Origin of the sequence: Streptomyces sp. NPDC006207, assembly GCF_040613835.1 — a bacterium.
Taxonomy (GTDB): Bacteria; Actinomycetota; Actinomycetes; order Streptomycetales; family Streptomycetaceae; genus Actinacidiphila.
Genome location: NZ_JBEXSX010000060.1, coordinates 22531 through 43447 on the forward strand (window position 1 = coordinate 22531; position 20917 = coordinate 43447).

A 20917-nucleotide genomic window follows, 5' to 3' on the forward strand; every position below is an offset into this window, starting at 1 on the left:
CCGGCGGGCCCGGCGGGTCCCTGCGGACCGGTCCCGCCCTGCGGACCCTGAAGCCCGGCGGGGCCGGCGGGGCCGGCGGGTCCCTGCGGACCGGGAGGGCCGGAGGGACCGGAGGGTCCCGGCGGACCAGGGGGCCCCGGTGGACCGGGGCGGCCGGGCCGGCCCGGGCAGTGCCAGGGCAGGTACGGGAAGAATGAGCACGGCTGGGCCGCACGCTTCCCGGCTTGGGGTCCGCCGGCCTCGGGCGCGGGGCCACCGTCCGCGCCGACCGCGTAGGCCGCACCCGCCATCGAACCGGCCGCCAGGACCACGCTCGTGACCACCGCCCGCACCACGCGGGGCATGACTGTTCGAGACACCACGTCACCTCCAGGAACGGCCCACGACGGGCGGCAGGTACCGCCATTGGGGAGAGTGAGCGGTCGTGGACAGCGGCGGGCCCGCATCAAGCCTCGCCTCGGGCACCTCGTCATGCACATCCAGTAGCCGGACCGGGTGATCCCCGGGCCCCGGAACCTCTACATGAGGCGTTTTGTCATCTTGTCGACTTGGCGGAGTGGCCCGCATTCTCGTTGTCTGTCGACGGATCGGGGGATGCGGTGGCGGTGTTGCAGTGCAAGCGATGCGGGTCGACTCAGGTGCAGAGCCTGGAGCTGTACGTGGCGACGATGGATCCGGGCTCGGCGCTGAAGAAGGATTTCGCGCAACCGGCGGAGGAGAAGGCAGCGCTGATCGGGCCGCTGCTGGTGGCCGGGTTCGGGGTGGCGCTGCTGGTGTCGGGGGTGATCCTGCTGGGGCTGCTGGTGACGGTCGGCGGGGCGGTGTGGGGTACGCGGGAGCGAGGCAAGGAGCAGACCTCTCAGCGCAAGCGTGCGGAGTGGCTGAAGCAGATGATCTGCATGCACTGCAAGAAGCCGTTCCTGCCCGTGACGTAGCCCGGGACGACGAAGCGGCCCGCCCACGGTGCCGGGCGGGCCGCGTCGGCGCCCAGGGGAGGGCGGCGGCGTGGCGAAGCCGGGGGCCACGGCTGGGAGGAGCCCGCGGAGCCGGAGCCGACCGTCGAGCCCGTAGCCGCCCCTCGAGGCGAGCATCGCCTCGGGCACGTCGTCATGCACATCCAGTAACCGGACCGGGTGCGGGCACCCCGGATCCGGCGCATTCGCGGGGTCGCTTGACCTCAAGGTCGGTCGAGGTTCTACGGTCACTGCATGAGCATGGAGACCACGGCCTGGACCCAGCTGCACAGCGTCATGAACGCCACGCAGGACCGACGCCCCCTGGCCCGCGACACCCTGCGCCGCGTCGGCGCCTTCGCCCGGCCCCACCGGCGCCGCATCACCCAGTTCGTCCTGCTGAGCACCGTGACCGCGCTGCTCGCCGTGGCGACCCCGGTCCTCGCCGGCTGGATCGTCGACGCCATCGTCTCCGGCGGCGACCCAGGCCGGGTCACCACGCTGGCCGTGCTGATCGCCGTGATCGCCGTGGCCGAGGCGGGCCTCGGGCTGCTGAACCGCTGGCTGTCCGCGAACCTCGGCGAGGGCCTCATCCTCGACCTGCGCACCGCCGTGTTCGACCACGTCCAGCGCATGCCGGTCGCCTTCTTCACGCGGACCCGCACCGGCGCCCTCGTCAGCCGTCTCAACAACGACGTGATCGGCGCCCAGCGCGCGTTCAGCAACACGCTCTCCGGCGTCGTGGGCAACCTCGTCACCCTCCTGCTGACCCTGGGCGTCATGCTCACCCTGTCCTGGCAGATCACCCTGCTCGCCCTCGTCCTCCTCCCGGTCTTCGTCGTCCCGGCGCGCCGCATGGGCACCCGCATGGCCCGCCTCCAGCGCGAGGCCGCGGCCCACAACGCCGCCATGGGCACCCAGATGACCGAGCGCTTCTCGGCACCCGGCGCCACCCTGGTGAAGCTCTTCGGCCGGCCCGCCGACGAGTCGGCCCGCTTCGCCGAACGTGCCCGGCGGGTACGGGACATCGGCGTGCGGACCGCCATGGCACAGTCGGCGTTCATCACGGCCCTCACCCTCGTCTCCGCCCTCGCGCTGGCGCTGGTCTACGGACTGGGCGGCCACTTCGCGCTCACCGGCGCCCTCGACGCCGGCTCCGTGGTCACCCTCGCCCTCCTCCTGACCCGCCTCTACGCGCCGCTGACCGCACTTGCGGGCGCGCGCGTCGACATCATGAGCGCCCTGGTCAGCTTCGAGCGGGTCTTCGAGGTACTCGACCTGCGGCCCCTCATCGCCGACCGCCCCGACGCCCGCCCGGTGCCGGACGGGCCCGTCGCCGTCGAGTTCGAGGACGTCCGCTTCGGCTACCCGTCCGCCGACAAGGTGTCGCTGGCCTCACTGGAGGAGGTCGCGACGCTGGACACCCGCGCCGGCGGCGAGGTCCTCCACGGGATCTCCTTCCGGGCCGAACCCGGCCACACCGTCGCGCTCGTCGGCTCGTCCGGCGCGGGGAAGTCGACCATCGCGCAGTTGCTGCCCCGCCTCTACGACGCAGACGGGGGCGCCGTCCGCGTCGGCGGCACCGACGTCCGCGACCTGACGGCCGCCTCGCTGCGGGCCACGGTCGGCATGGTCACCCAGGACGGCCACCTCTTCCACGACACCATCCGCGCCAATCTCCTGCTCGCCCGGCCGGAGGCCACCGACGAGGAACTGCGCGACGTGCTGCGCCGCGCGCGTCTGGACCGTCTGGTCGCCGAACTCCCCGACGGCCTCGACACCGTCGTCGGCGAACGCGGCTACCGCCTCTCCGGCGGGGAGCGCCAGCGCATGACCATCGCCCGGCTGCTCCTGGCCGGCCAGCGCGTGGTCATCCTCGACGAGGCCACGGCCCACCTCGACAGCACCTCCGAGGCCGCCGTCCAGGAAGCCCTCGCCGAGGCCCTCGCCGACCGCACCGCCGTCGTCATCGCCCACCGCCTCTCCACGGTGCGCGCCGCCGACCTCATCCTCGTCGTCGAGGACGGCCGCATCGTGGAGCGCGGCACGCACCCGGAACTCCTGGCGGCGGACGGCCGGTACGCGGAGCTGTACCGCACGCAGTTCCGCGAGGAGGGCGTCCTACCAGGCACTCTGCGCCGACCTGCAGCGGTAGAACCCGCTTGATAGCGAACTATCGCTTCCTACCCCGTTCCCTCCCGCTCTCGTGTGGCCGCGGCCACACCGCCTTTGACCTCGACACTCGCGGCGCCACCTTGGCTTCGGCGAGCAGCAGGCCTCGACGTACCTTCGCAGACCTGCGGTCACTGCTCGACTTCGTGTTCATAGGGGTGTGCCGGGCCCGCGCCTCGGACGGGCCCGGCACGACTGGGGCGGGCAGGGATCAGACTGCGGGGCAGGTCAGGAGCTGCTGACCGCCGGTGGTGCCCGAGGGGCAGACCGAGACGGTGACGTACCGCGTGTCGACGGAGCGGTCGATGAGCGCGATGCACTCCTCCGCGAACAGCGCTGTGTAGTCGTTCGTGGAGAACTTCGTGCTGTCGTGGATGACGCCGAGGTTGACCTCTTCGCCGCGGCACAGCTGGAGCTGGCCGGCCGGGTAGATCAGGAACGAGACCTCGTCCGGCCAGGCCGTGGCGGGGGTGGCGCCGCCGATGTCGGTCGGCACGGCCGGGGTGAGGTTGCGGGCCCACTGGATGCGGACGCCGAGCGGGCTGAACACGTCCTGCACGTCGGCGTTGGAGACCTCGTCGATGCTGACGCCGTTACGGCGGGCGATGTCGGCGAGGAACAGGTTCCGCGACCACCACGGGAAGACCACTTCGCGGCTGATCGAGTCACAGAACCTGTGGCGCTCGATCATGTCGGCGGCCTGCAGTGCCACAGCGGCGAAGATCGCCGACACGGCGCCGAAGGTGGCGGGGATGGCGACCGGCGTGGCGAGGGCGACGGCCTGCGTCCACAGCTCGGAGCGGATACGGATCTCGTGGGCCACCATCGTGTTCCGCAGGTACCAGGAGACCAGCTCCGGGAAGTGACGCTGCGTCAAGATGCTGGCCTCGAGGCAGACACCGACCGCGTCACAGCGGACCTCGACCGGGTCCGGGCACGGCACCTTGAAGCAGGGCTTCGTGGCGCCGGAGATGTCGTCGACCTCGGTGTGGACCCAGGTCAGCGCGCCGACGTCCAGCGACGGGGTCTTGTAGTAGCGCAGGCCACCCCGGGCGACCTGCACCTCGGGCAGGTCCCACAGCATGTCCGGGCAGGAGACGTCGGTGATCTCGTACAGCGTCTCCGACGGGGCGCACCAGCCGCCGGACGCGACCAAGTTGCTCTGCGGCAGGCGCCGCTGGTCGGCCGCGCGCATCGCAACCTCGGTGCCCTCCGGGGCCGACGAGGAGTCGGTGACGATCAGCTCCTGCGGGTACGGGTGCCGGTAGGAGATGACCTGGCCGACCCCGCCGCCCGCGATCTTGAGGGCGTTCGCGCGGGAGATGATCCCGGCGGTGATCTGGCCGAACTCCAGGGCCGAGCCCGGGGTGTAGCCGGAGACGTCGACCGCCGCGGTGATGCTGGTGGTCGGCGTCGGGGGCTCCGGCAGGACGCGGGGCTGACGCTGCCGGACGTGCGACAGGTTCAGGGAGCGGCGGGCCATCGACGCGGTCTGCGCCTGCGGGGGCGACTCAGGCTCCACGGGCGCCGGGGGCTCCACGGCAGCGGCGGTGGCCGGCTCGACCACCGGCTCCGGCTCGACCTCGGGGGCCGCGTCGCCGCCCTCGTCGCCGCGGACCTGCGCGGCCAGGGCCTCGATCTCAGCGCGGCCTCTTCGGCGGCCGTGACCCGGGCGGCCTGCTCGGTGCGGATCGCTTCGACACCGGCCGCCGGCTCGCGCATGCGGACCAGGCCATCGGGGGTGACGTTGTCGGCGGCGGACAGCTGAGCGAAAGCGCCGCGGGCCCCATCCCGCCAGCGCATGGTCGTCGAGGGAAGTGATGTCCTCGGGAAGCTCGAACTCCGGCATGGGACGGATCTCCAGTGAACGATCACGATCCGTCCGGCCCATAACCAGCGACGCTGTCCGCCTAGCATAGCCAGACCGTCATGCGAACGATGCGGGAAGCCGAGCTAGGCCAGGGGCCCCGCGGGACTCACCCGGTCGGCCACTCAGTGTGCACACCTCGACACACAGAGCGATTCTTGCTTTGGGCTCGCGGCTGTTGATGACCGCCCCTCTCTGCCAGTAGCGGCAGCTGCCGCCCGCCGCGGGCCCCTTCCTGGAGGTGACGTGTTGTCTCGAATAGCCATACCTCGGGCGTTTTGGGCGGGGGCCGTGAGCGTGGCCCTGGCGTCCAGTGCTCTGACGGGCGCCGCGTACGCCGACGGTGGCGAGGCCGCCGCCGTGAAGCCCGACGCTCAAGCCGGGCTCGCCGACCCGTGCTTCCTCTTCCCCTACTTCCCCGGTTACTGCCCCAGCCGCCCGGGCCATGGTCACCCGGGCCGCCCCGGCATTCCCGGACCTCCCGGCCCGCCTGGACCTCCCGGCCCTGCTGGCCCTGCTGGCCCTGCTGGACCTGCTGGACCCGCCGGGCCGCAGGGACTTCCGGGCGAGACCGGCCAGCAGGGACCTGCCGGGCCCGCCGGACCGGCCGGACCGGCCGGACCTGCCGGACCCCAGGGCCTGCCCGGTGTCGCCCCGGCTCACGGCCTGATGGACTTCCAGAGCGACGGTCAATTCATGCCGCCCGCCGACGTCACCACGGTCTTCGTGCAGGCATGGGGCGCCGGCGGGGGCGGAGCCGTAGGGGGCGGCGCGATCACCGGCGCCGGAGGCGGTGGCGGCGGCTTCGCCTGGTGCGTCCTCACCGTCCAGCCGGGCACACCGGTCGCGGTAGACGTCGGCGCCGGTGGTGCCGGTGGCGCCGGCCCGGCCAACGGTTCTCCGGGCACGCCGACCGTTGTGGACAACAACCTGGGCGGCGTCGTGTCGGCCAGCGGCGGCGGGGGCGCGTCGCTGCTCATCGGGGGCAGCGGTGGCACGGGCGTCTGTCCTGGGCAGGGCACCGTCCGCACGGGCGCAGACGGCCAGGAGGGCAACCCGCTACCGGGCGCCCCGGGCCAGGGCGGTCGTCCCGCGGTGGACGGTGTGGTCCAGCCGGCGCCGACCGGTGCGGGCGAGGGCGGCGACGGCGGCAGCGACACCGATGCTCCGGGTGCGGCGGGCGGCGACGGATACGTCGTCATCTGGTGGTAGAGCGCAGGCGGCCCGGCGCGCCACCTGGCGCGCCGGGCGCCGCGTCTTCAGGGGCTGTCCTGGGGGGGGTCACTCGGTCGGCTACTGAAAGTGCACGTCGAATTATGCAGGGCGATTCTTGCGGGTGGCTCGCTGCCGTCGATGACAGGTAGCGGCGGCTGCCGTTCGCGGCGGGGCCCCTTCCTGGAGGTGACATGTTGTCTCGAATAGCCATACCTCGGGCGTGGTTGACGGCGGCCGTGAGCGTGGCCTTGGCGTCCAGTGCTCTGACGGGCGCCGCGTACGCCGACGGTGGCGAGGCCGCCGCCGTGAAGCTCAACGCTCAAGCCGGGCTCGCCGACCCGTGCTTCCTCTTCCCCTACTTCCCCGGTTACTGCCCCAGCCGCCCGGGCCATGGTCACCCGGGCCGCCCCGGCATTCCCGGACCTCCCGGCCCGCCTGGGCCTCCCGGCCCGCAGGGGCCTGCTGGACCTGCTGGACCCGCCGGGCCGCAGGGACTTCCGGGCGAGACCGGCCAGCAGGGACCTGCCGGGCCCGCCGGACCGGCCGGACCTGCCGGACCTGCCGGACCCCAGGGCCTGCCCGGTGTCGCCCCGGCTCACGGCCTGATGGACTTCCAGAGCGACGGTCAATTCATGCCGCCCGCCGACGTCACCACGGTCTTCGTGCAGGCATGGGGGGCCGGCGGGGGCGGTGGAGGAGGCGACCTCGCTCACACCGGAGGCGGTGGCGGCGCCGGGGGCTTCGCCTGGTGCGTCCTCACCGTCCAGCCGGGCACACCGGTCGCGGTAGACGTCGGCACAGGAGGAGCGGGCGGGCCCGCAAGCGGCTTCCCTGGCACACCCAGCACGGTGGACAACGGTCTCGGCGAGGTCGTAACCGCCGGTGGCGGCGCGCTCGGGGGATTTACAGCCGGTGGCGTCGGTGGCACGGCCGACTGTCCTGGCCAGGGCACGGTCCGCCAAGGCAACAACGGCGCAAACGGCACCCTCACCGGTCCGATCGGTGAGCCGGGTGGCCAGGGAGGCCGTCCTGCGGTGGACGGCATCATCCAGCCAGCACCCCAGGGCGCAGGCATCGGCGGATCAGGCGGCGCACGCACCATCGGCCTCCCCGCCTTCGGCGAGAACGGCGGCCCCGGATACGTCGTCATCTGGTGGTAAACCGCCGGCGGCCCGGCGCACCATCCGGTGCGCCGGGCGCGGTCAGCCAGGCGTCAGATGCCTTCCTGGCTGTCGTCCGCCATCTCCCGAGCGCCGACCCGAGTTGAGACGCCTTCTTCCGCGACGGCCAGCCGTCCGGCATGAGCCAGTCGCTTGGATGGCCGGATATCCGCATCTCCTTCTCCGCCGGGTCGCGCAGCTCCAAGCCCTCCAGCGGCCGGTCGTCCGGGTGATGGAAGATCGCCCTGTGGGCGTTGATCGCCACGTGCTGGTTGACCGTTCTGGCCAAGGCGGCCGTCGGTTGCGTGAGGTTGTCGCCCTCGTTGCTCTCGTTGTCGATGATCAACGCCACGCGCCGGTCGAGAGGGACGAGGATCTGTAGGGCCGTGACCAGTCCAACGCCGTCGTGCGGCGACGCCTTCGGGTTCCGCAGGAGAACCACCGGGTCGTCAGTCGTCGTGAGCGCCTTCCGCTCGAAGCGGACCAAACCCCAGGGGCGGCTGTGGAAGTGGGCTGCTGCCCGCGGCATCAGCCCAGCCATGGACCTCAGGTGCCGGTTCCGGTGCTCGGTCAGGTTGTAGGAGTCGAAGTCGGTCATCGTCTCCCACTGCTCATCAATTTCCTCGTCGGTAACCTGGCGCTCGTAAGCACGCTCCATCATCGTCCGGAGTTGCTTCTTGCCTCCCACGGCGACCTGCATCTTGAAGACGAAGTCCGCGACCTCGTTGGCCTGCTGCCGGAAACCGGGCACGCGGACAAACTGAGCGGCTGCCCAATGGCGATGGCTATACGGTGTTCGGGCGCGGGCGGCCACTGGTGCTCGTCGACGACCTTGCGGAAGGCCTCGGCCGCGGCACCCTCGATCTCGCCGAGCGCGTCCTCGATGGCGTCCGAGTAGACGCCCTTCTCGGTCTCCATCAGGTAGAAGTCCTTGACCACGGAGGCGTCGTTGATGGAGACCCTGCTCCGGGTGGTGCCCGGCAGGGGCACGCGGATGATCTGGCCGGACTCGTTCGCGAACCGAGCAAGGTAGTGGACGAGGGCCGTGCCGTAGCTGACGGCGGCGGGCACGACCCTGTACAGGAGACCGCCGATGGCGGCCCTCGTGCCCGCGATGGCCAGCACCGTCACGCCGACCGCGACGCCGGTCACGCCCCGCACGAAGATGTCGTCTCAGTCGCGCGGCGGCACCGGCTCCCAGGTGTCGTACGGCACGTCTCGCGTCTCGGACACGCCATCGATCACCGTCGTCTCCGGGCGGAACCGCCTCACGAGGCGGTACTTCACGCCAGGCACGTGCGGCTGCCGCTGGTCGGGCGTCTCGGTCACGGGTCTCGCTTCTCAACTCGGCGGGGAACGTCAAAGGGGCCGGGCCCGCAGGGAAGTCGGGCCCGGCCCAGCCGGACGGGGATGGTCAGCCTCGGCAGCGCCGCCAGCGGCCGACCCGCTCGTGGGCGCGGTCGTCGTCCTCCCACCGCTGGCCCTCGGCGGCGGCCCGGTCGGCGCCGCCGTTGCGGTGGCCCTCACGGTTCTTCTTCGAGCTCTTGCTGGGTTTCTCGCCCGGCGTGCCGCGCGGCGCGTTCGGCTGGTGTGCCGTAGTCGGCAGCGGCCTGGCGGTGGAGTTCGGCGACCCGCTCGGCGGAGGTCTGCGCCATCAGGCAGCCACCCCTGCCGACTCGGGGGTCCCTGCCGGCCTGGGCTGGCGGGGACCACTCGTGTGTGGTTCAGGTTGCGGAGATGCCTTGCTTTGCGGCGTGGACGATGTGGTGGCGTGTGACGCGGGCGACCTCGTCCCAGAAGGGCTTGGCGGTGAGGTAGGCGCCGAGCGCGGAGAGGAAGCCTAGGGAGACGTCGATGCTGAGGCGTCCCTGTTTGGACCAGTAGACGTCGCTGAGGTCCAGGAGCAGGGCGAACTCGTCGGTGATGAGTGCGGTGCCTGCGCCGTAGGCGGCTGCGATGGCGGGGTGTCCGATGGCGCGTTGGTCGCCGCGGACTGCGATGAGTCCGATGCCTGCGAGCGTGGCGATGCCGATGTTGTAGTGGTGCAGGTGTTGGCCGCCAGCGGAGATGTTTCCCCAGGGCAGCCATCCGCCGCGGATGCCGTGGGTGATCACTCGGACGGTGCCCCAGGTGGTGCTGAAGGACAGCCACGTGACGACAAGCGCTTTCTTGGTGGGGGTGAGGTGCTGGTCTGCTGATTGGCGCCATCGGTCGACGAGCCTCGGTCGGCGTCCGCGCTGTCGCGAGGTTTCAGTGCGCATCGAGGACGCCTCCGGCCGGGGAGGTGGCTTGGGTCTTGCGTGTGCGGCTGGCCACTGCGGCGCCGACGGCGTGCATGCAGGTGGTGCATTAGTCCTCGCGGGTGCCGCCTGGCGTGTGAGGCCTCTTGTCGCTCAGGGTCTGTCCGCACAGAGCGTTGCCGTTGTCGTCGACGGCGTGCCACAGCTGCCAGGTTCCGATCGCGGTTGCTATGTGTTCGGGGCGCATGTGGTACATCGGCCACCTCCCACTCGAACGCGGATGCGGTCAAGGCAATGAAACGGCGGCGACGCCGGGGCGGCGACTCCTTTCGGCCGAACAGGTGAATTTGCGGGAGCCGTGTTTGTCAGTGGCTGGGGCTACTGTGCGCGACATGGCCACTCCCGCCCCTCCGAGGATCGCGAACTGCAGTTGCCGGAAGTGCTTCGAGCCCTGCGTCCGTTACGGCGTCGGGGCAGTCCGCTGTGTGACTCGTGCCTCCAGAAGCAGATGCAACTGTGGGGCGAGGGCGAAGTTGGCGGGGCGCGGGCGCGTGGCGTCGGTGGAGGGTCCCAGGTAGTAGGGCGGCCCCGCCGAGGAGGGAAGGACGTGCCAGCGGGGCCGCGTTTTGGGCCCGCCCGGCCGCAGCACCAGACCCCGCGCAGCCGGGCGGGCGGCTGGGGGCTCTACGGGCTGCGCTCCACGCGGGCGGGGATCATGAGGTTCCAGCCGATGCCAGAGCAGTTTTCCGGAACTGGCGGGAAGGTGTGGCCCTGCACGTTGGTGCTCGTGATGCACATGCCGCCGCGGGCCTACGCCTGTGATCGCACCGCACCGCAACGTGTGGTGGCTCTGTCAGGAGGTGAGGATGGAGATGCCGTCTCCGAGCAGTTTCAGTCCGAGAACGAAGAACAGGACCGCCATCACGGCAACATTGTGCTGAGCTGCCCAGTCCTTCCAGCCACCGAGTGTGGTCTTCGCCCGGTCTCCCCCGAGTAGGAAGACTCCCAGCGGGACCAACAGGCCGAGGGTGGCGATCACGACGAAGATCGCCAGCGATGCGATCTGCTGCCCGAGCGGCAGCCCGGCCGAGCCGATGGCGGCGCTCGCGGCGATGGTCAACGGGGCGTTCTTGGCGTTGAGCGCTGCCAGGGCCAGTCCGAGTCCCAGGACCTTTACCGGCGTAAGCCGGTCTATCGCGCCCATCCATTTCGGCAACTGTGCTTGCGAGGGATCCCTCGGGCGTCGGTGCCACAGCCGGGCTCCGAACAGGACGAGGAACACGCCCAGGGCGAGCTTGAGAGCTCCCACCCAGGGGGCCGGGTGACCGTGGGCGGAAGCACCCGCGGGGGAAGCGATCGCCAGCATCAGCGCACCCAGTGCGGAGAGCCCCAGGATCCAGCCGAGGGCGAAGAGGACCCCGTTGAGACGTCCCCGCGGCGTGGCGAGGATGAGGATGATGGCGATGATCGGGAGCGGGCTGATTGCGACCGCGGCCGCGAAACCCAGTACGTCACCCAAGACTGCGCCCATGGTTGCCTCCGTGCCGTGGAACCGGGCTTGGCGGCCCGCCGGGCCGCTTCCGCGACTGGTGGGCGTCGCCGGCGGCCTCACCAGGGTCAAGGAAACCTTCGAGGCCACGACGACTGAGGAGTACATCGCCACCATGCCTTGACCCCGGTCCAGCACTGATGCGCCGCTGGAGTGGCCTCACCGAGCGGCTGAACACCCGGGGTGTTACAGCCCCTCGGTGAGGGAACTTAGCCCGCGACCGTCGAACGAGGGGCAAACGATCACGGTGGCTCGGCGGTTCGCATGCGGTCAGCGTGCCCTCCAGGCCATGGAGGCGCATTCTGAGAAGTAAAGACCGGGACGGCAATCCAGTGCCGGCGGGGCGAACGTGTCGGCTTACCCGGGGTGCTTCGGCTGTGGGATGTGTTCCGGCGTCTTCTTGCCGAGCGGCTGATTGAAAATGACGGGACCCTCAGGATGGCAATTCCGGCAGAGGCATCCTCGGACCCCGGTGGTGCGGGTCTGCCAGAGCGCCTGTGGCCGCACAACGAGGACCTGGCCATCCTGGACGCGCTGTTCGCCCAGTCACCGATCGGCGTGGCCGTGTTCGACACCGAGCTGCGCCTCGTGCGGGCGAACCCCGCGCTGGAACGCATCCATGGGATTCCCAATGTCCAGCTCCTCGGTCACCGGATCAGTGAGGTCCTGCCCGAACTCGACACGGACGGGATCGAGAGCCGGCTCGCGCGGGTATTGGAGACGGGTCTGCCCGTCGTCGGCACCGAGCACCGCGGTCGTACGCCTGCCGACCCGGGCAGAGACCACTTTTGGCTGACGTCGTCGTTCGCGCTGACCGGACCGGACGGCCGCCGCCTGGGCGTCACCGATCTGGTCTTCGACGTCACCGACCGCCACCGTACCCGCGAGCGCCTGGCCCTCCTCGACGAAGCCAGCGCCAGCATCGGAACGACACTCGACGTCACGCGCACGGCCCAGGAGCTTGCCGACGTGCTCGTACCGCGCCTGGCCGACCTCACTTCGATCGACCTCCTGGACGGCGTGGTGGAGGGCGAGGAAGCCCCGCCCTCCGACGCCGGCAGGATCGCGCTGCGCCTCGTAGCCCGCAAGGCCTCGCATCCGGCGATCACCGAAGGGCTCCGGCTGGTCGGAGAGGTCCAGGAGTTCGCCGCCGACTCGCCCCATGCCCAGACCCTCGCTGACGGGCGACCCCGGCTGCTGCCTGTCGTCGACCCCGACGTTGACTGGGTCCGGAACTCTCCCGACCGCAGGGCCCTGGCGCTGCGGTCGCACGGGACCCACTCGCTGATGGTGGTGCCCCTGCGAGCCAGGGACATCGTCCTGGGCGTGGCCCATCTGTACCGCACGGCGGCCCGCCCGGAGGCCTTCGAGCCCGACGACCTGGTCTTCGTACAGGAACTGGTCGCCCGCGCCGCCGTCTGCGTGGACAACGCCCGCCGCTACACCGGCGAGCGGGCGGCCGCCGTGACCCTCCAGCAGAGCATGCTCCCGCGCAGCGCTCCGGACCAGAGCGCCGTCGAGGTCGCGCACCACTACCGTCCGGCACGCGGGCACGCCGGGGTGAGCGGCTGCTGGTTCGACGTGATCCCCCTCTCCGGCGCCCGCGTGGCCCTCACCATCGGCGACATACCCGCCACGGGCGTAGAGGCCGCCGCCTGCATGGGCCAGATCTGCTCCGCCGTACGCACGCTCACACAGCTTGATCTCGCCCCCGACGAGGTACTGGCCCGGCTCGACGACATGGTGCCGCGCCTGGTCGAACGCGAACACACCGCAGGATCCGCACCCATCATGGAGAAGCTCGTCGGCGCCACCTGCCTGTACGCGGTCTACGACCCGGTCTCCCGCCGCTGCGTCATGGCCAGCGCCGGACACCCCCCACCCGCCATCGCCGATCCGGCCGACCGGGTCCACTTCGCCGACCTGCCGTCCAACCAGCCCCTGGGCCACGGCGACCCCGTCTTCGAGCCCCACCAAATGGAGCTCGCCGAGGGCAGCACTCTCGCGCTGTACACCCAGAGCCTCCTCCGCGCCGGCGATGCGGACCGGTCACTGAACGAGGGGCTCTGCGCGATCATCGCGCAGTCCCGCCGTTCGCCGGACGAGATCTGCCAGGCCGTTGCCGACGCCGTCACCCCCCATCTGGCGCCTCAGGACGACCTGGCACTGCTCCTCGCCCGCACCCGCTCGCTCGACGCCGCGCAGGTCGCCACATGGGACCTGCCGGCCGATCCCGCCGCCGTCGCCGATACGCGTTCGCTCGCCCGGCGTCAGCTCGACCAGTGGGGCCTGGAGGACCTGGCCTTCACCGCCGAACTTGTCATCAGCGAACTGGTCACCAACGCCATCCGCTACGGCACCCCACCGATCCGGCTCCGGCTCATCCGCGACCGGATGCTGATCTGCGAGGTCAGCGACGCCAGCAGCACTTCACCGCATATCCGCCGGGCCGCCACCACCGACGAGGGCGGCCGCGGACTTTTCCTCGTGCCCAGTGCTCCCACCGCTGGGGAACCCGCTACCACGCCACCGGCAAGACCATCTGGGCAGAACAGCCACTCAACGACGTCCCGTAGCCCCGAGAAGCAAGCAGAAGGCCCAGGTCAGCCGGTACGATTTCGGAATCCTGGGCCCGGAACCTTCGTCTCGGTGAGGGGCGCGGTGCCACTTACGCGCCAGATGGCCCAGCGTCGGCCGCTTGACCTGCCTGATCTGATCGTTCGCGTGGGCACGGCTACATTCCGAGACCCATCGGTCCGGGTCAGCTCGGTTCGGGGACGGCGATCTCCCGCTTGAGGATTTTGCCGGTGGGTCCCTTGGGCAGGGCGTCCACGAGCCAGACCTCGCGTGGGTACTTGTACGGCGCCAAGCGGTCGCGGACGAACTCCCGCAGTTCCTCCGCGCCCGTCGCCGTGCCGGGCCGCAGGGCAACCACGGCGGCGACCTCCTCGCCGAGAGTGGGGTGCGGGATGCCGATGACGGCGGCCTCGGCCACGGCGGGGTGCTTGTACAGGACCTCCTCGATCTCGCGCGGGTAGACGTTGAAGCCGCCGCGGATGACGAGGTCCTTCTTGCGGTCGACGATGTAGAAGTAGCCGTCGTCGTCGACCCTGGCCAGGTCGCCGGTGCGCAGCCAGCCGTCCACGACGGTCTCCGCGGTCGCTTCCGGGCGTCCCCAGTAGCCGGCCATCACGTTGTGGCCGCGCACGCACAGTTCGCCGACACCGTCCTGCGGGTCGAGGAGACGCATCTCCACGCCCTCGATCGGGGTGCCGATGGAGCCCGGCTTGCGAGGCCGGTCCAGGTGGTTGAAGGAGGCAACGGGGGAGGTCTCGGACATGCCGAAGCCCTCCAGGACGGCGCAGCTGAAGGCGGTCTCGAAGGTGTGTAGGACCTCCACCGGGAGAGGGGCGCCGCCGGACGCACACAGCCGCAGCGAGCTCGTGTCGTGTCGCGCGGGGTCGTTCAGTCGCTCGGCGAGCATCGCGGCGTACATGGTGGGAACGCCCTCGAAGATCGTGACCTGTCGTTCCGCGATGGTGCGCAGGGCCTGGGCGGGGTCGAAGCGGGCCAGCAAGGTGAGCCGGGCGCCGGCGCTGACGGCGGCGTTCATGGCGCAGGCCTGGCCGAAGGCGTGGAACAGCGGCAGGCAACCCATGACGACGTCGTCCGGGGTTAGCCGCATCAGGGTGCGCGCGGCGATCTCGGCGTTGCGCGCCAGGTTGGCATGCGTGAGCATGGCGCCCTTGGGCGCTCCGGTGGTACCGGAGGTGTAGAGGATGACGGCGAGATCGTCGCCGTCGAGGGGCTCCGGCTGAGCCGGGTTCGGATGGTTGGCCAGCAGGTCCTCCAGCGCTCCGGGGGCGACGGGAACGATGGTGGTCGCGGTGCCCTCGGCGCCGGCCCGGGCCTGGTCGGCCACCCGATTCCAGGTCAGGAGGAACTCCATGCCGGAGTCGCGTACGTAGTGCGCGATCTCGCGCGGCTTGAGCAACGGGTTCATCGGTACGACGACGGCCCCAGCGCGGAGGATGCCGTAGTACAGGACCGGGAACTCCGTCAGATTCGGCAGCATCAGCCCCACTCGGTCGCCGGGACGCACGGCCTGGGCAGCTAGGAAGGCCGCGGTGCGGCCGGCGATGGCGTCCAACTCGGCATAGGTGAGGGCGTGGTCGCCGAGCTCGACGGCGACACGGTCGCCGTGGGCGTGCGCGGAGGCGGCGAGGAAGTCGGTGAGATGCATGGGGGCCGTTTCTGGTCAGCCGCGGAGCGCGGAGGCGAAGAGAGCGGGCAACTGGGCGACGCCGGGTGCGGCGGTGAAGCGGGTGAGTCGTTCGAGGGTGGTTCGGCCGGTACGGCTAGTGACGAAATACGGCGGGCGCGGAGAGAGCGAGGGGGAGCCGGTGAACAGGCCGCGTGGGGCGGGCGCGAACGGCGCGCGCAGCACCGTCTTCTCGACGCCGGTGAGCATGAAGGCGTTGTGGACGAAGTCGGTTCCGCTGCCGATGGCCTGGCGAGTGTGCCCGGGGTGGGCGCCCCAAGGGGTGTAGCCGAGCAAGAACCCGACACCAGACCAGCAGTTGACGCCCAAGGTTCCGTAGCGTAGCGCGGCGACGGCCTCGTGCACCGCGGCCGCGGCGGCCTTCTCGGTCCGCGGGTGGACGATCAGGGTGGCGCCGAGCGTGCCGGGCAGAGCGTGGTTGGCGAAGTCGACGGCGTGGCGCAGGAATTCCCCGGGGGTGCCGCCGGGGAGCCGTACGACGCCGAGGGCGCTGGCGAAGACCTCGCCGGTCAGGAAGGGGTCGTCGTGGCCGGCGATGTCCGGGATCAGGATCCGGCTGTTGTCGCCGAGCACTTCGGCGGCCGGGTGGGCGTCGCGGACCGCGGTCAGGCGCTCTCCGGCGCCGGGGTAGTAGTCGGTGCGCGGCGGGAGTCGGCGCAGCACGGTCCGGATCTCGTCCAGCAGCCGCTCGCCGCCGGCCCAGCCGCGCGGCAATACGAGGACCTGGGTGGCGATGCAGTTGTGGCCGGAGTTGTTCATCTTGCTGGTCACGATGTGCTCGGCCTGGAAGCGGAAGTCCGCATCGCTCCACGGCCCCGGCACCACGATGCAGGGGCTGACTCCGCCCAGCTCGCTGGTGAAGGGCTTGGTCACCAGTGGCGCGTCGTCACGGCGCCGCTGCTCGGCCTGCTCGTCGGTGCCCCACACGATGGCGTCGTGGGTGCGGTCGCTGCCGGTCACGTGGATGGAGTCCACTTCGTCGTGGGTCGTGAGGTAGGCGCCCTCGGCGGCTCCGCCGTCGACGAACCGCAGCCAGCCACGGCCGGTGAACTCGGCGAAGATCCGCTCGAAGTGGGGCCGCAGGTAGGCGTTGACCGGGTTCATCTTGGCGACGACGACCTGGCCCTCGGCGTATAGCTTGTGCAGGATGTCGAGCGCGGTGATGGAGGCGACGTTCCCGGCGCCGAGGACGAGGGCCACACCCGGACGCGCCGGCGAGCCCCGGTACTCCCCCGCCGCCTCGGCCATGACCTGCGCAGGCGTGGTCCCGGGCCGCATCCACACCTGGGCGGAGTAACCGCTGAGCAGGACGCGGTCCCAGCCGGTGGCGGGGAAGACGTCGACGTGTACGCGGTCCCCGTGCAGGCGGACGGCCGTCGCGTCGAGGGGGGCCTTGCCGACGGCGATGCGGCGCAGCACGTGGAGGAGGGCGGCGGTGTTCTGGGCGAGGGCCCAAGGGCCGCCGGCCCAGTCCTCGGCGGCCCAGGGGGAATCGGGGCCGTATCCCTTGGCGCGGGCGCCGGCCGCGGCCAGATCGGCGGCATTGTCGCGGATTCGCGGCATGAGCCGTTCCAGCAGGCCGATGCGCTCGGCGAGCGAGGTGACGGTCCAGGACTCGGCATGCAGACGCAGTTCGCTCAGCGCACGATCCAGGGACGGGATATCGAGGGTGGTGCGGTTCACGTCTCTCCTTGGCGGGGCGGACGGATGGGACGCGGGACGGTCATGCGGCCAGGCGGCGTGCGTCGCGGGCGGGGTCGATGAGGGTGACGGCCGCGATGCCTCCGGCGAGGAGCAGTACGCCCGCCACGAGCACGGCGTGCTGGTAGCCGGCGGCGCCCTGGGTGTCGACCAAGCGGCCGGTCAGGGTGGGCGCGATCAGTCCCGCCATGGTCACCACGGCATTCATCAGGCCCAGTGCGCCTCCGCGGCGGCCCTCCGGGGCGAGTTCGGCGACCGTGGTGACCGCGATGCTGGTCATCACCCCGCAGATCCCGAATCCGAGGAGGAGCAGCAGCACGGTGAGGGGGCCGCGCGGAGCTCCGGGCAGGGCGAGGCAGCCCAGAGCGGAGACGATCAGCGTGATGCCGCCGACGCGCGCCCGGGCCCACCGGCTGCTCACGCCGCGCCGCAGCAACCAGCCGGTCAGTCCTGCCTGTCCGACGATGGCCACTGCGCCGACCGTCCAGAACACGGCGATCAGGTTCGCCGCGGTGGTCGTGGTGTAGCCCAGGCCGTCGTGCAGGTAGGAGGGCAGCCACACGAGCAGCAGGGCGACGCACCAGTAGGTGCTGAAGTAAGCGACCGTGGCGCCGATCCAGGTACGGGTGCCGAGGAGGCGGCGGTAGGGGACGCCGGCCCGCGCCCGGCCGGCGGCGGTGGGCCCGGTCGTTCCCGGGGTGGTGCCCGCGTACCGGCCCTCGCGGCCGGCGAAGAGCCACACCGCCGCCCACAGCACGCCCACCGCGGCGACCACACCGAAGGCCGAACGCCAGCCGTGGTGATGGATCACCCAGGTCAGCCCGGGGGCCGCGGTCACCACCCCCAGTGCGGTGCCGACGGTGATCAGCGCGCCGGAGAGGTTCCGGCGCTCGTTGGGAAACCACGACAGGGCACTGTGCTGGGCGACGGGGAAGGCCGGACCCTCCGCCGCCCCCAGCACAATCCGCGAGGCCATCAACGCGGCCATCCCGGCGCCCAATGCCATCGGCAGCTGCGCCACCGACCACAGCAGAGCCATGACCAGCAGCAGCCACCTCGGCCGTACACGGTCGGCCAGCAGGCCCACCGCGGCTCCGCTCAGGGAGAACAGGAGGAAGAAGGCGCTGTTCGCAAGCCCGAACTCGGTCGCGGACAGTCCGAGGTCGTGGCGGATCGGGTCGGCCGCCAACCCGAGGACGGCCTTGTCGGCGAAGTTGACCATCATGAAGACCACGAGCAGCGTTGTGACGGTCCACGCGCGGCGTACGGACGTGCGGTCGGTCGCCGAGGGGGCGACGGGCGTGGCGGGGGCGACGTCGGTGTCGGTCACGGGGGCTCCGCGGGGTTCAAAGGGGCTGGGTACGGATCTCAGGCGAGCGGGACGCCGGCGATCGCAATGCGCTCCATCACGCGCCGCGCCGGGTAGTAGTCGTTGATCGCGTAGTGCTGGGTGGCGATGTTGTCCCAGATTGCGACCGAGTCGGCTTGCCAGCGGAAGCGGACCTGGTACTCGGGAACGCGGGCCTGCAGCACCAGCTCATCAAGCAGCTCGCGGCTCTCCTCGTCGGACAGACCGACAATGCGCACGGTGAACGGCTCGTTGACGTACAGGAGTCGGCGGCCCGTGCGCGGATGGCGGACGACCACCGGGTGCTCGACCGGCGGCAGCGTGGCACGCAGCGCCTCGAGTTGCTTCGGCGTCATCAGCGCGCCCCAGCTGGGTACCCAGTCGTGCACTGCGGTCAGGCCCTCGATCCGGGCCTTCATCTCCTCGGTGAGGTTGTCATAGGCGGCACCCATGTCCGCCCACATCGTGTCGCCGCCAGCGGGCGGGATCTCCACCCCTCGCAGGATGGAGCCGAGCGCCGGAGCGGCCATGAAGGAGTGGTCGCTGTGCCAGATGTTCTCGCCGCCGGCAGTCATGGCGTCCTTGGCCAGGCGAGAGACACCGACCGTGTCGCCCTTCGGGAAGAAGGGGTTCGGCTCCGGCTCGCCCCAGATTGCGGCGAGCGCCTGGTGGGTCTCGGCGTCGAAACGCTGCTGGTCGCGAAAGAAGATCACCTTCCACTCAAGCAGGGCCTGCTTGAGCTCATCGGCGAGCTCCTCGCCGATCGGCTGCGACAGGTCGACACCACCGATCTCCGCACCGATGTGCGGGGTGAGCGGCGAGATCTGCAGCTGCTGGTACGCGAACTCGGGCATCCCCGGCGCGGTGCGCTCCAACGCGCGGGGGCCGTAGTGCATCAGCGGCTTGTCGACGGCAGGTCGGGGGGTGGCAAGGGCAGACATGTGGGCCTCCACGGTCGCTCTCGAAAATCGTTACGGGAAGTATCGATATTCGGGTGCGAGACGGCAAGGGCCGATCGCAAGATTTTCCAAGCGGTGCGGCAGAGGCGCCGCGCGGCTCAGGCGGAGTGACAGACCGCGCGAGCCACCAGGTCGACGAGGTCCTCCGCGAGGCGCGCGTCGGGCAGCTCGCGTTCCGCCAGTAGGCGGAAGATCAGTGGCGCCGCCACCAGTGTTGCCGCGGACCGGACGTCAACGTCGGGCCTGACCTCGCCACGAGCGATCCCACGCTCAAGGATGCTGCGGGTCTCCCCCATCATTCGCCCGACGAACTCGGCATACGCGCCGCGCGCCCCGGGGTCGTCCGCGGCCGCTCCGATCATCTCTGCCATGAGCCGGTCCATACCGGGCTGCCGGTAGGCCGCCAGCCGAGCGGTGAGCACCTCGCGCAACTCCGCACGGAAATCGCCCAGGTCCGGTACGGACAGCTCGCCAATGTGCCGCTCGGCAGCTGCGATGATCATGGCCTGCTTGGTGGGCCAGCGTCGGTAGATGGCCGGCTTGCTCACCCCGGCACGCGCCGCGACGGCGTCCATGGTGACGGCGCCGATCCCCTGCTCCGTCACCAGCTCGATGACGGCAGTCAGGGCAGCACTCGCCACCCGCTCGTCCCGCGGGCGCCCCGGCCCGCGATCCGCCTTTCGCGCCTGTATACCGACCACGGATCGAGCATACGAGCTCGGCCGGCCTCACCGGCCGAAGGTCCGCGCCACGGTTCACCCAGTGGCTGGCATTGTGATTGTGATCACGCGTGCTGAAAGCAGTACGGCCCCTGCATGCGGCCGCCACGCCCGCATACAACCGGGACGCCTCGTAGCTGCTGACTCGCGAACTAACCGCGCCTGACCGCGTGTGCCCGACGCTTCCGAGTAAGTAGCGAGTGCGACGCGCGGCCCGCCCCAGGATGCCAGGCGTTCGCGCAGTTCAGGGGCACAATCCCACACTTTCGGCGCCTGCCCTCCGAAGCCGTGTGCGCAGGTTCGAATCTTGCGGGTCGATTCGTGCAGTTGTTCATTGTGTGCGACGAAGAGGCTGTCCACGATGGCCCACGGGTGCAGCGAGTTCACCCGCACCGGCGCCAGTTCGACGCTCAGTGTGCGCACCTGTCCAACGCCGAGCTCGCCCGCGCGACCTTCGTCACCCGGCAGTCCGGAAACGTCGTCCTGCGGAGCCTGCAGGACACCGGACTGATCACCCGTCCCGCCACCGCCGATCACGGCCGGGCCCGGCCCGCCCACCTCACCGAGAAGGGCCGCCAGCGGCTGGCCGCGGTCCAGACCTCCGTCGCCGCCATCGAGGAGCGCATGGTCAAGGAGATCCCGCCGCGACGCATGGCGGAACTCCTCATCGACCTCGACCGCATAGCGGCAGCCCTGGAGGGCTGACACAGAGCAGGTATAGGTCACCCGGTCGGCTACTGAATGTGCACGAA

At 70.9% G+C, this 20917-nt stretch carries 17 protein-coding genes and 2 pseudogenes; 8 read left to right on the forward strand and 11 right to left on the reverse strand.

What is annotated here, in order from left to right; translation table 11 throughout:
* Window positions 1-548: 548 nt before the first annotated feature.
* Together ABZ312_RS34810 and ABZ312_RS34815 are read left to right on the forward strand one after the other, a co-directional pair.
* Entirely contained in the window at window positions 549-935 is a 387-nt protein-coding gene (locus tag ABZ312_RS34810; protein WP_500439464.1) for a hypothetical protein, read from the forward strand.
* 273 nt (window positions 936-1208) lie between these two features.
* Window positions 1209-3119, forward strand: a complete 1911-nt coding sequence (locus tag ABZ312_RS34815; protein ID WP_500439465.1) for an ABC transporter ATP-binding protein — start codon at window positions 1209-1211, stop codon at window positions 3117-3119.
* A gap of 217 nt (window positions 3120-3336) precedes the next feature.
* Here the strand turns inward: ABZ312_RS34815 and ABZ312_RS34820 are convergent, their stop codons facing one another.
* Window positions 3337-5016 (reverse strand): major capsid protein, encoded by a 1680-nt coding sequence (locus tag ABZ312_RS34820; RefSeq protein WP_500439466.1) that lies wholly within the window; start codon window positions 5014-5016, stop codon window positions 3337-3339.
* A gap of 421 nt (window positions 5017-5437) precedes the next feature.
* Here ABZ312_RS34820 and ABZ312_RS34825 point away from each other — a divergent pair, with 421 nt between their 5' ends.
* The 4 genes from ABZ312_RS34825 to ABZ312_RS34840 all read left to right on the forward strand — a co-directional run bounded on the left by ABZ312_RS34825 (window position 5438) and on the right by ABZ312_RS34840 (window position 7367).
* The gene (locus ABZ312_RS34825; protein ID WP_500439467.1) at window positions 5438-5662 is read left to right on the forward strand and encodes a hypothetical protein; all 225 of its coding nucleotides are present in this window, start codon (window positions 5438-5440) and stop codon (window positions 5660-5662) included.
* Window positions 5663-5688: 26 nt separating this feature from the next.
* On the forward strand, window positions 5689-6204 hold the full coding sequence (locus ABZ312_RS34830; protein ID WP_500439468.1) for a glycine-rich domain-containing protein: 516 nt from the start codon (window positions 5689-5691) through the stop codon (window positions 6202-6204).
* 393 nt (window positions 6205-6597) lie between these two features.
* Window positions 6598-6813 carry a hypothetical protein gene (locus ABZ312_RS34835; protein ID WP_500439469.1) on the forward strand — a complete coding sequence of 72 codons (216 nt, stop codon included), beginning with the start codon at window positions 6598-6600 and terminating at the stop codon, window positions 6811-6813.
* Window positions 6814-6839: 26 nt separating this feature from the next.
* Window positions 6840-7367: a glycine-rich domain-containing protein gene (locus ABZ312_RS34840; protein WP_500439470.1), complete on the forward strand. Its 528-nt coding sequence runs from the start codon at window positions 6840-6842 to the stop codon at window positions 7365-7367.
* Here the strand turns inward: ABZ312_RS34840 and ABZ312_RS34845 are convergent.
* The 5 genes and pseudogenes from ABZ312_RS34845 to ABZ312_RS34865 all read right to left on the reverse strand — a co-directional run bounded on the left by ABZ312_RS34845 (window position 7354) and on the right by ABZ312_RS34865 (window position 11138).
* Window positions 7354-8528, reverse strand: a pseudogene (locus tag ABZ312_RS34845) (DUF4238 domain-containing protein). The gene ABZ312_RS34840 and the pseudogene ABZ312_RS34845 sit on opposite strands and share 14 nt — an antisense overlap.
* A gap of 12 nt (window positions 8529-8540) precedes the next feature.
* Window positions 8541-8696 carry a hypothetical protein gene (locus ABZ312_RS34850; RefSeq protein WP_500439471.1) on the reverse strand — a complete coding sequence of 52 codons (156 nt, stop codon included), beginning with the start codon at window positions 8694-8696 and terminating at the stop codon, window positions 8541-8543.
* 194 nt (window positions 8697-8890) lie between these two features.
* The gene (locus ABZ312_RS34855) at window positions 8891-9022 is read right to left on the reverse strand and encodes a hypothetical protein (protein ID WP_500439472.1); all 132 of its coding nucleotides are present in this window, start codon (window positions 9020-9022) and stop codon (window positions 8891-8893) included.
* A gap of 69 nt (window positions 9023-9091) precedes the next feature.
* On the reverse strand, window positions 9092-9628 hold the full coding sequence (locus ABZ312_RS34860; RefSeq protein ID WP_500439473.1) for a hypothetical protein: 537 nt from the start codon (window positions 9626-9628) through the stop codon (window positions 9092-9094).
* 832 nt (window positions 9629-10460) lie between these two features.
* Window positions 10461-11138: a GAP family protein gene (locus tag ABZ312_RS34865; protein ID WP_500439474.1), complete on the reverse strand. Its 678-nt coding sequence runs from the start codon at window positions 11136-11138 to the stop codon at window positions 10461-10463.
* Between the two features lie 456 nt (window positions 11139-11594).
* On the opposite strand from ABZ312_RS34865, the gene ABZ312_RS34870 reads away from it, so the two are divergent.
* A complete protein-coding gene (locus ABZ312_RS34870) occupies window positions 11595-13952 on the forward strand; it encodes a SpoIIE family protein phosphatase (protein WP_500439475.1) in 2358 nt (785 codons plus the stop codon).
* On the opposite strand, the gene ABZ312_RS34875 is transcribed toward ABZ312_RS34870, so the two are convergent.
* The 5 genes from ABZ312_RS34875 to ABZ312_RS34895 all read right to left on the reverse strand — a co-directional run bounded on the left by ABZ312_RS34875 (window position 13918) and on the right by ABZ312_RS34895 (window position 20147).
* Window positions 13918-15399 carry a long-chain-fatty-acid--CoA ligase gene (locus tag ABZ312_RS34875; RefSeq protein WP_500439476.1) on the reverse strand — a complete coding sequence of 494 codons (1482 nt, stop codon included), beginning with the start codon at window positions 15397-15399 and terminating at the stop codon, window positions 13918-13920. The genes ABZ312_RS34870 and ABZ312_RS34875 overlap by 35 nt on opposite strands.
* A gap of 15 nt (window positions 15400-15414) precedes the next feature.
* Window positions 15415-17121 carry an aldehyde dehydrogenase family protein gene (locus ABZ312_RS34880; protein WP_500439477.1) on the reverse strand — a complete coding sequence of 569 codons (1707 nt, stop codon included), beginning with the start codon at window positions 17119-17121 and terminating at the stop codon, window positions 15415-15417.
* Between the two features lie 40 nt (window positions 17122-17161).
* A complete protein-coding gene (locus ABZ312_RS34885) occupies window positions 17162-18469 on the reverse strand; it encodes an MFS transporter (protein WP_500359655.1) in 1308 nt (435 codons plus the stop codon).
* 38 nt (window positions 18470-18507) lie between these two features.
* Window positions 18508-19428: a TauD/TfdA dioxygenase family protein gene (locus ABZ312_RS34890; RefSeq protein WP_500439478.1), complete on the reverse strand. Its 921-nt coding sequence runs from the start codon at window positions 19426-19428 to the stop codon at window positions 18508-18510.
* 116 nt (window positions 19429-19544) lie between these two features.
* On the reverse strand, window positions 19545-20147 hold the full coding sequence (locus ABZ312_RS34895) for a TetR/AcrR family transcriptional regulator (RefSeq protein ID WP_500359653.1): 603 nt from the start codon (window positions 20145-20147) through the stop codon (window positions 19545-19547).
* 441 nt (window positions 20148-20588) lie between these two features.
* On the opposite strand from ABZ312_RS34895, the pseudogene ABZ312_RS34900 reads away from it, so the two are divergent.
* Window positions 20589-20870 (forward strand): annotated as a pseudogene (locus ABZ312_RS34900) (MarR family winged helix-turn-helix transcriptional regulator); the annotation flags it as partial.
* Between the last annotated feature and the right edge of the window lie 47 nt (window positions 20871-20917).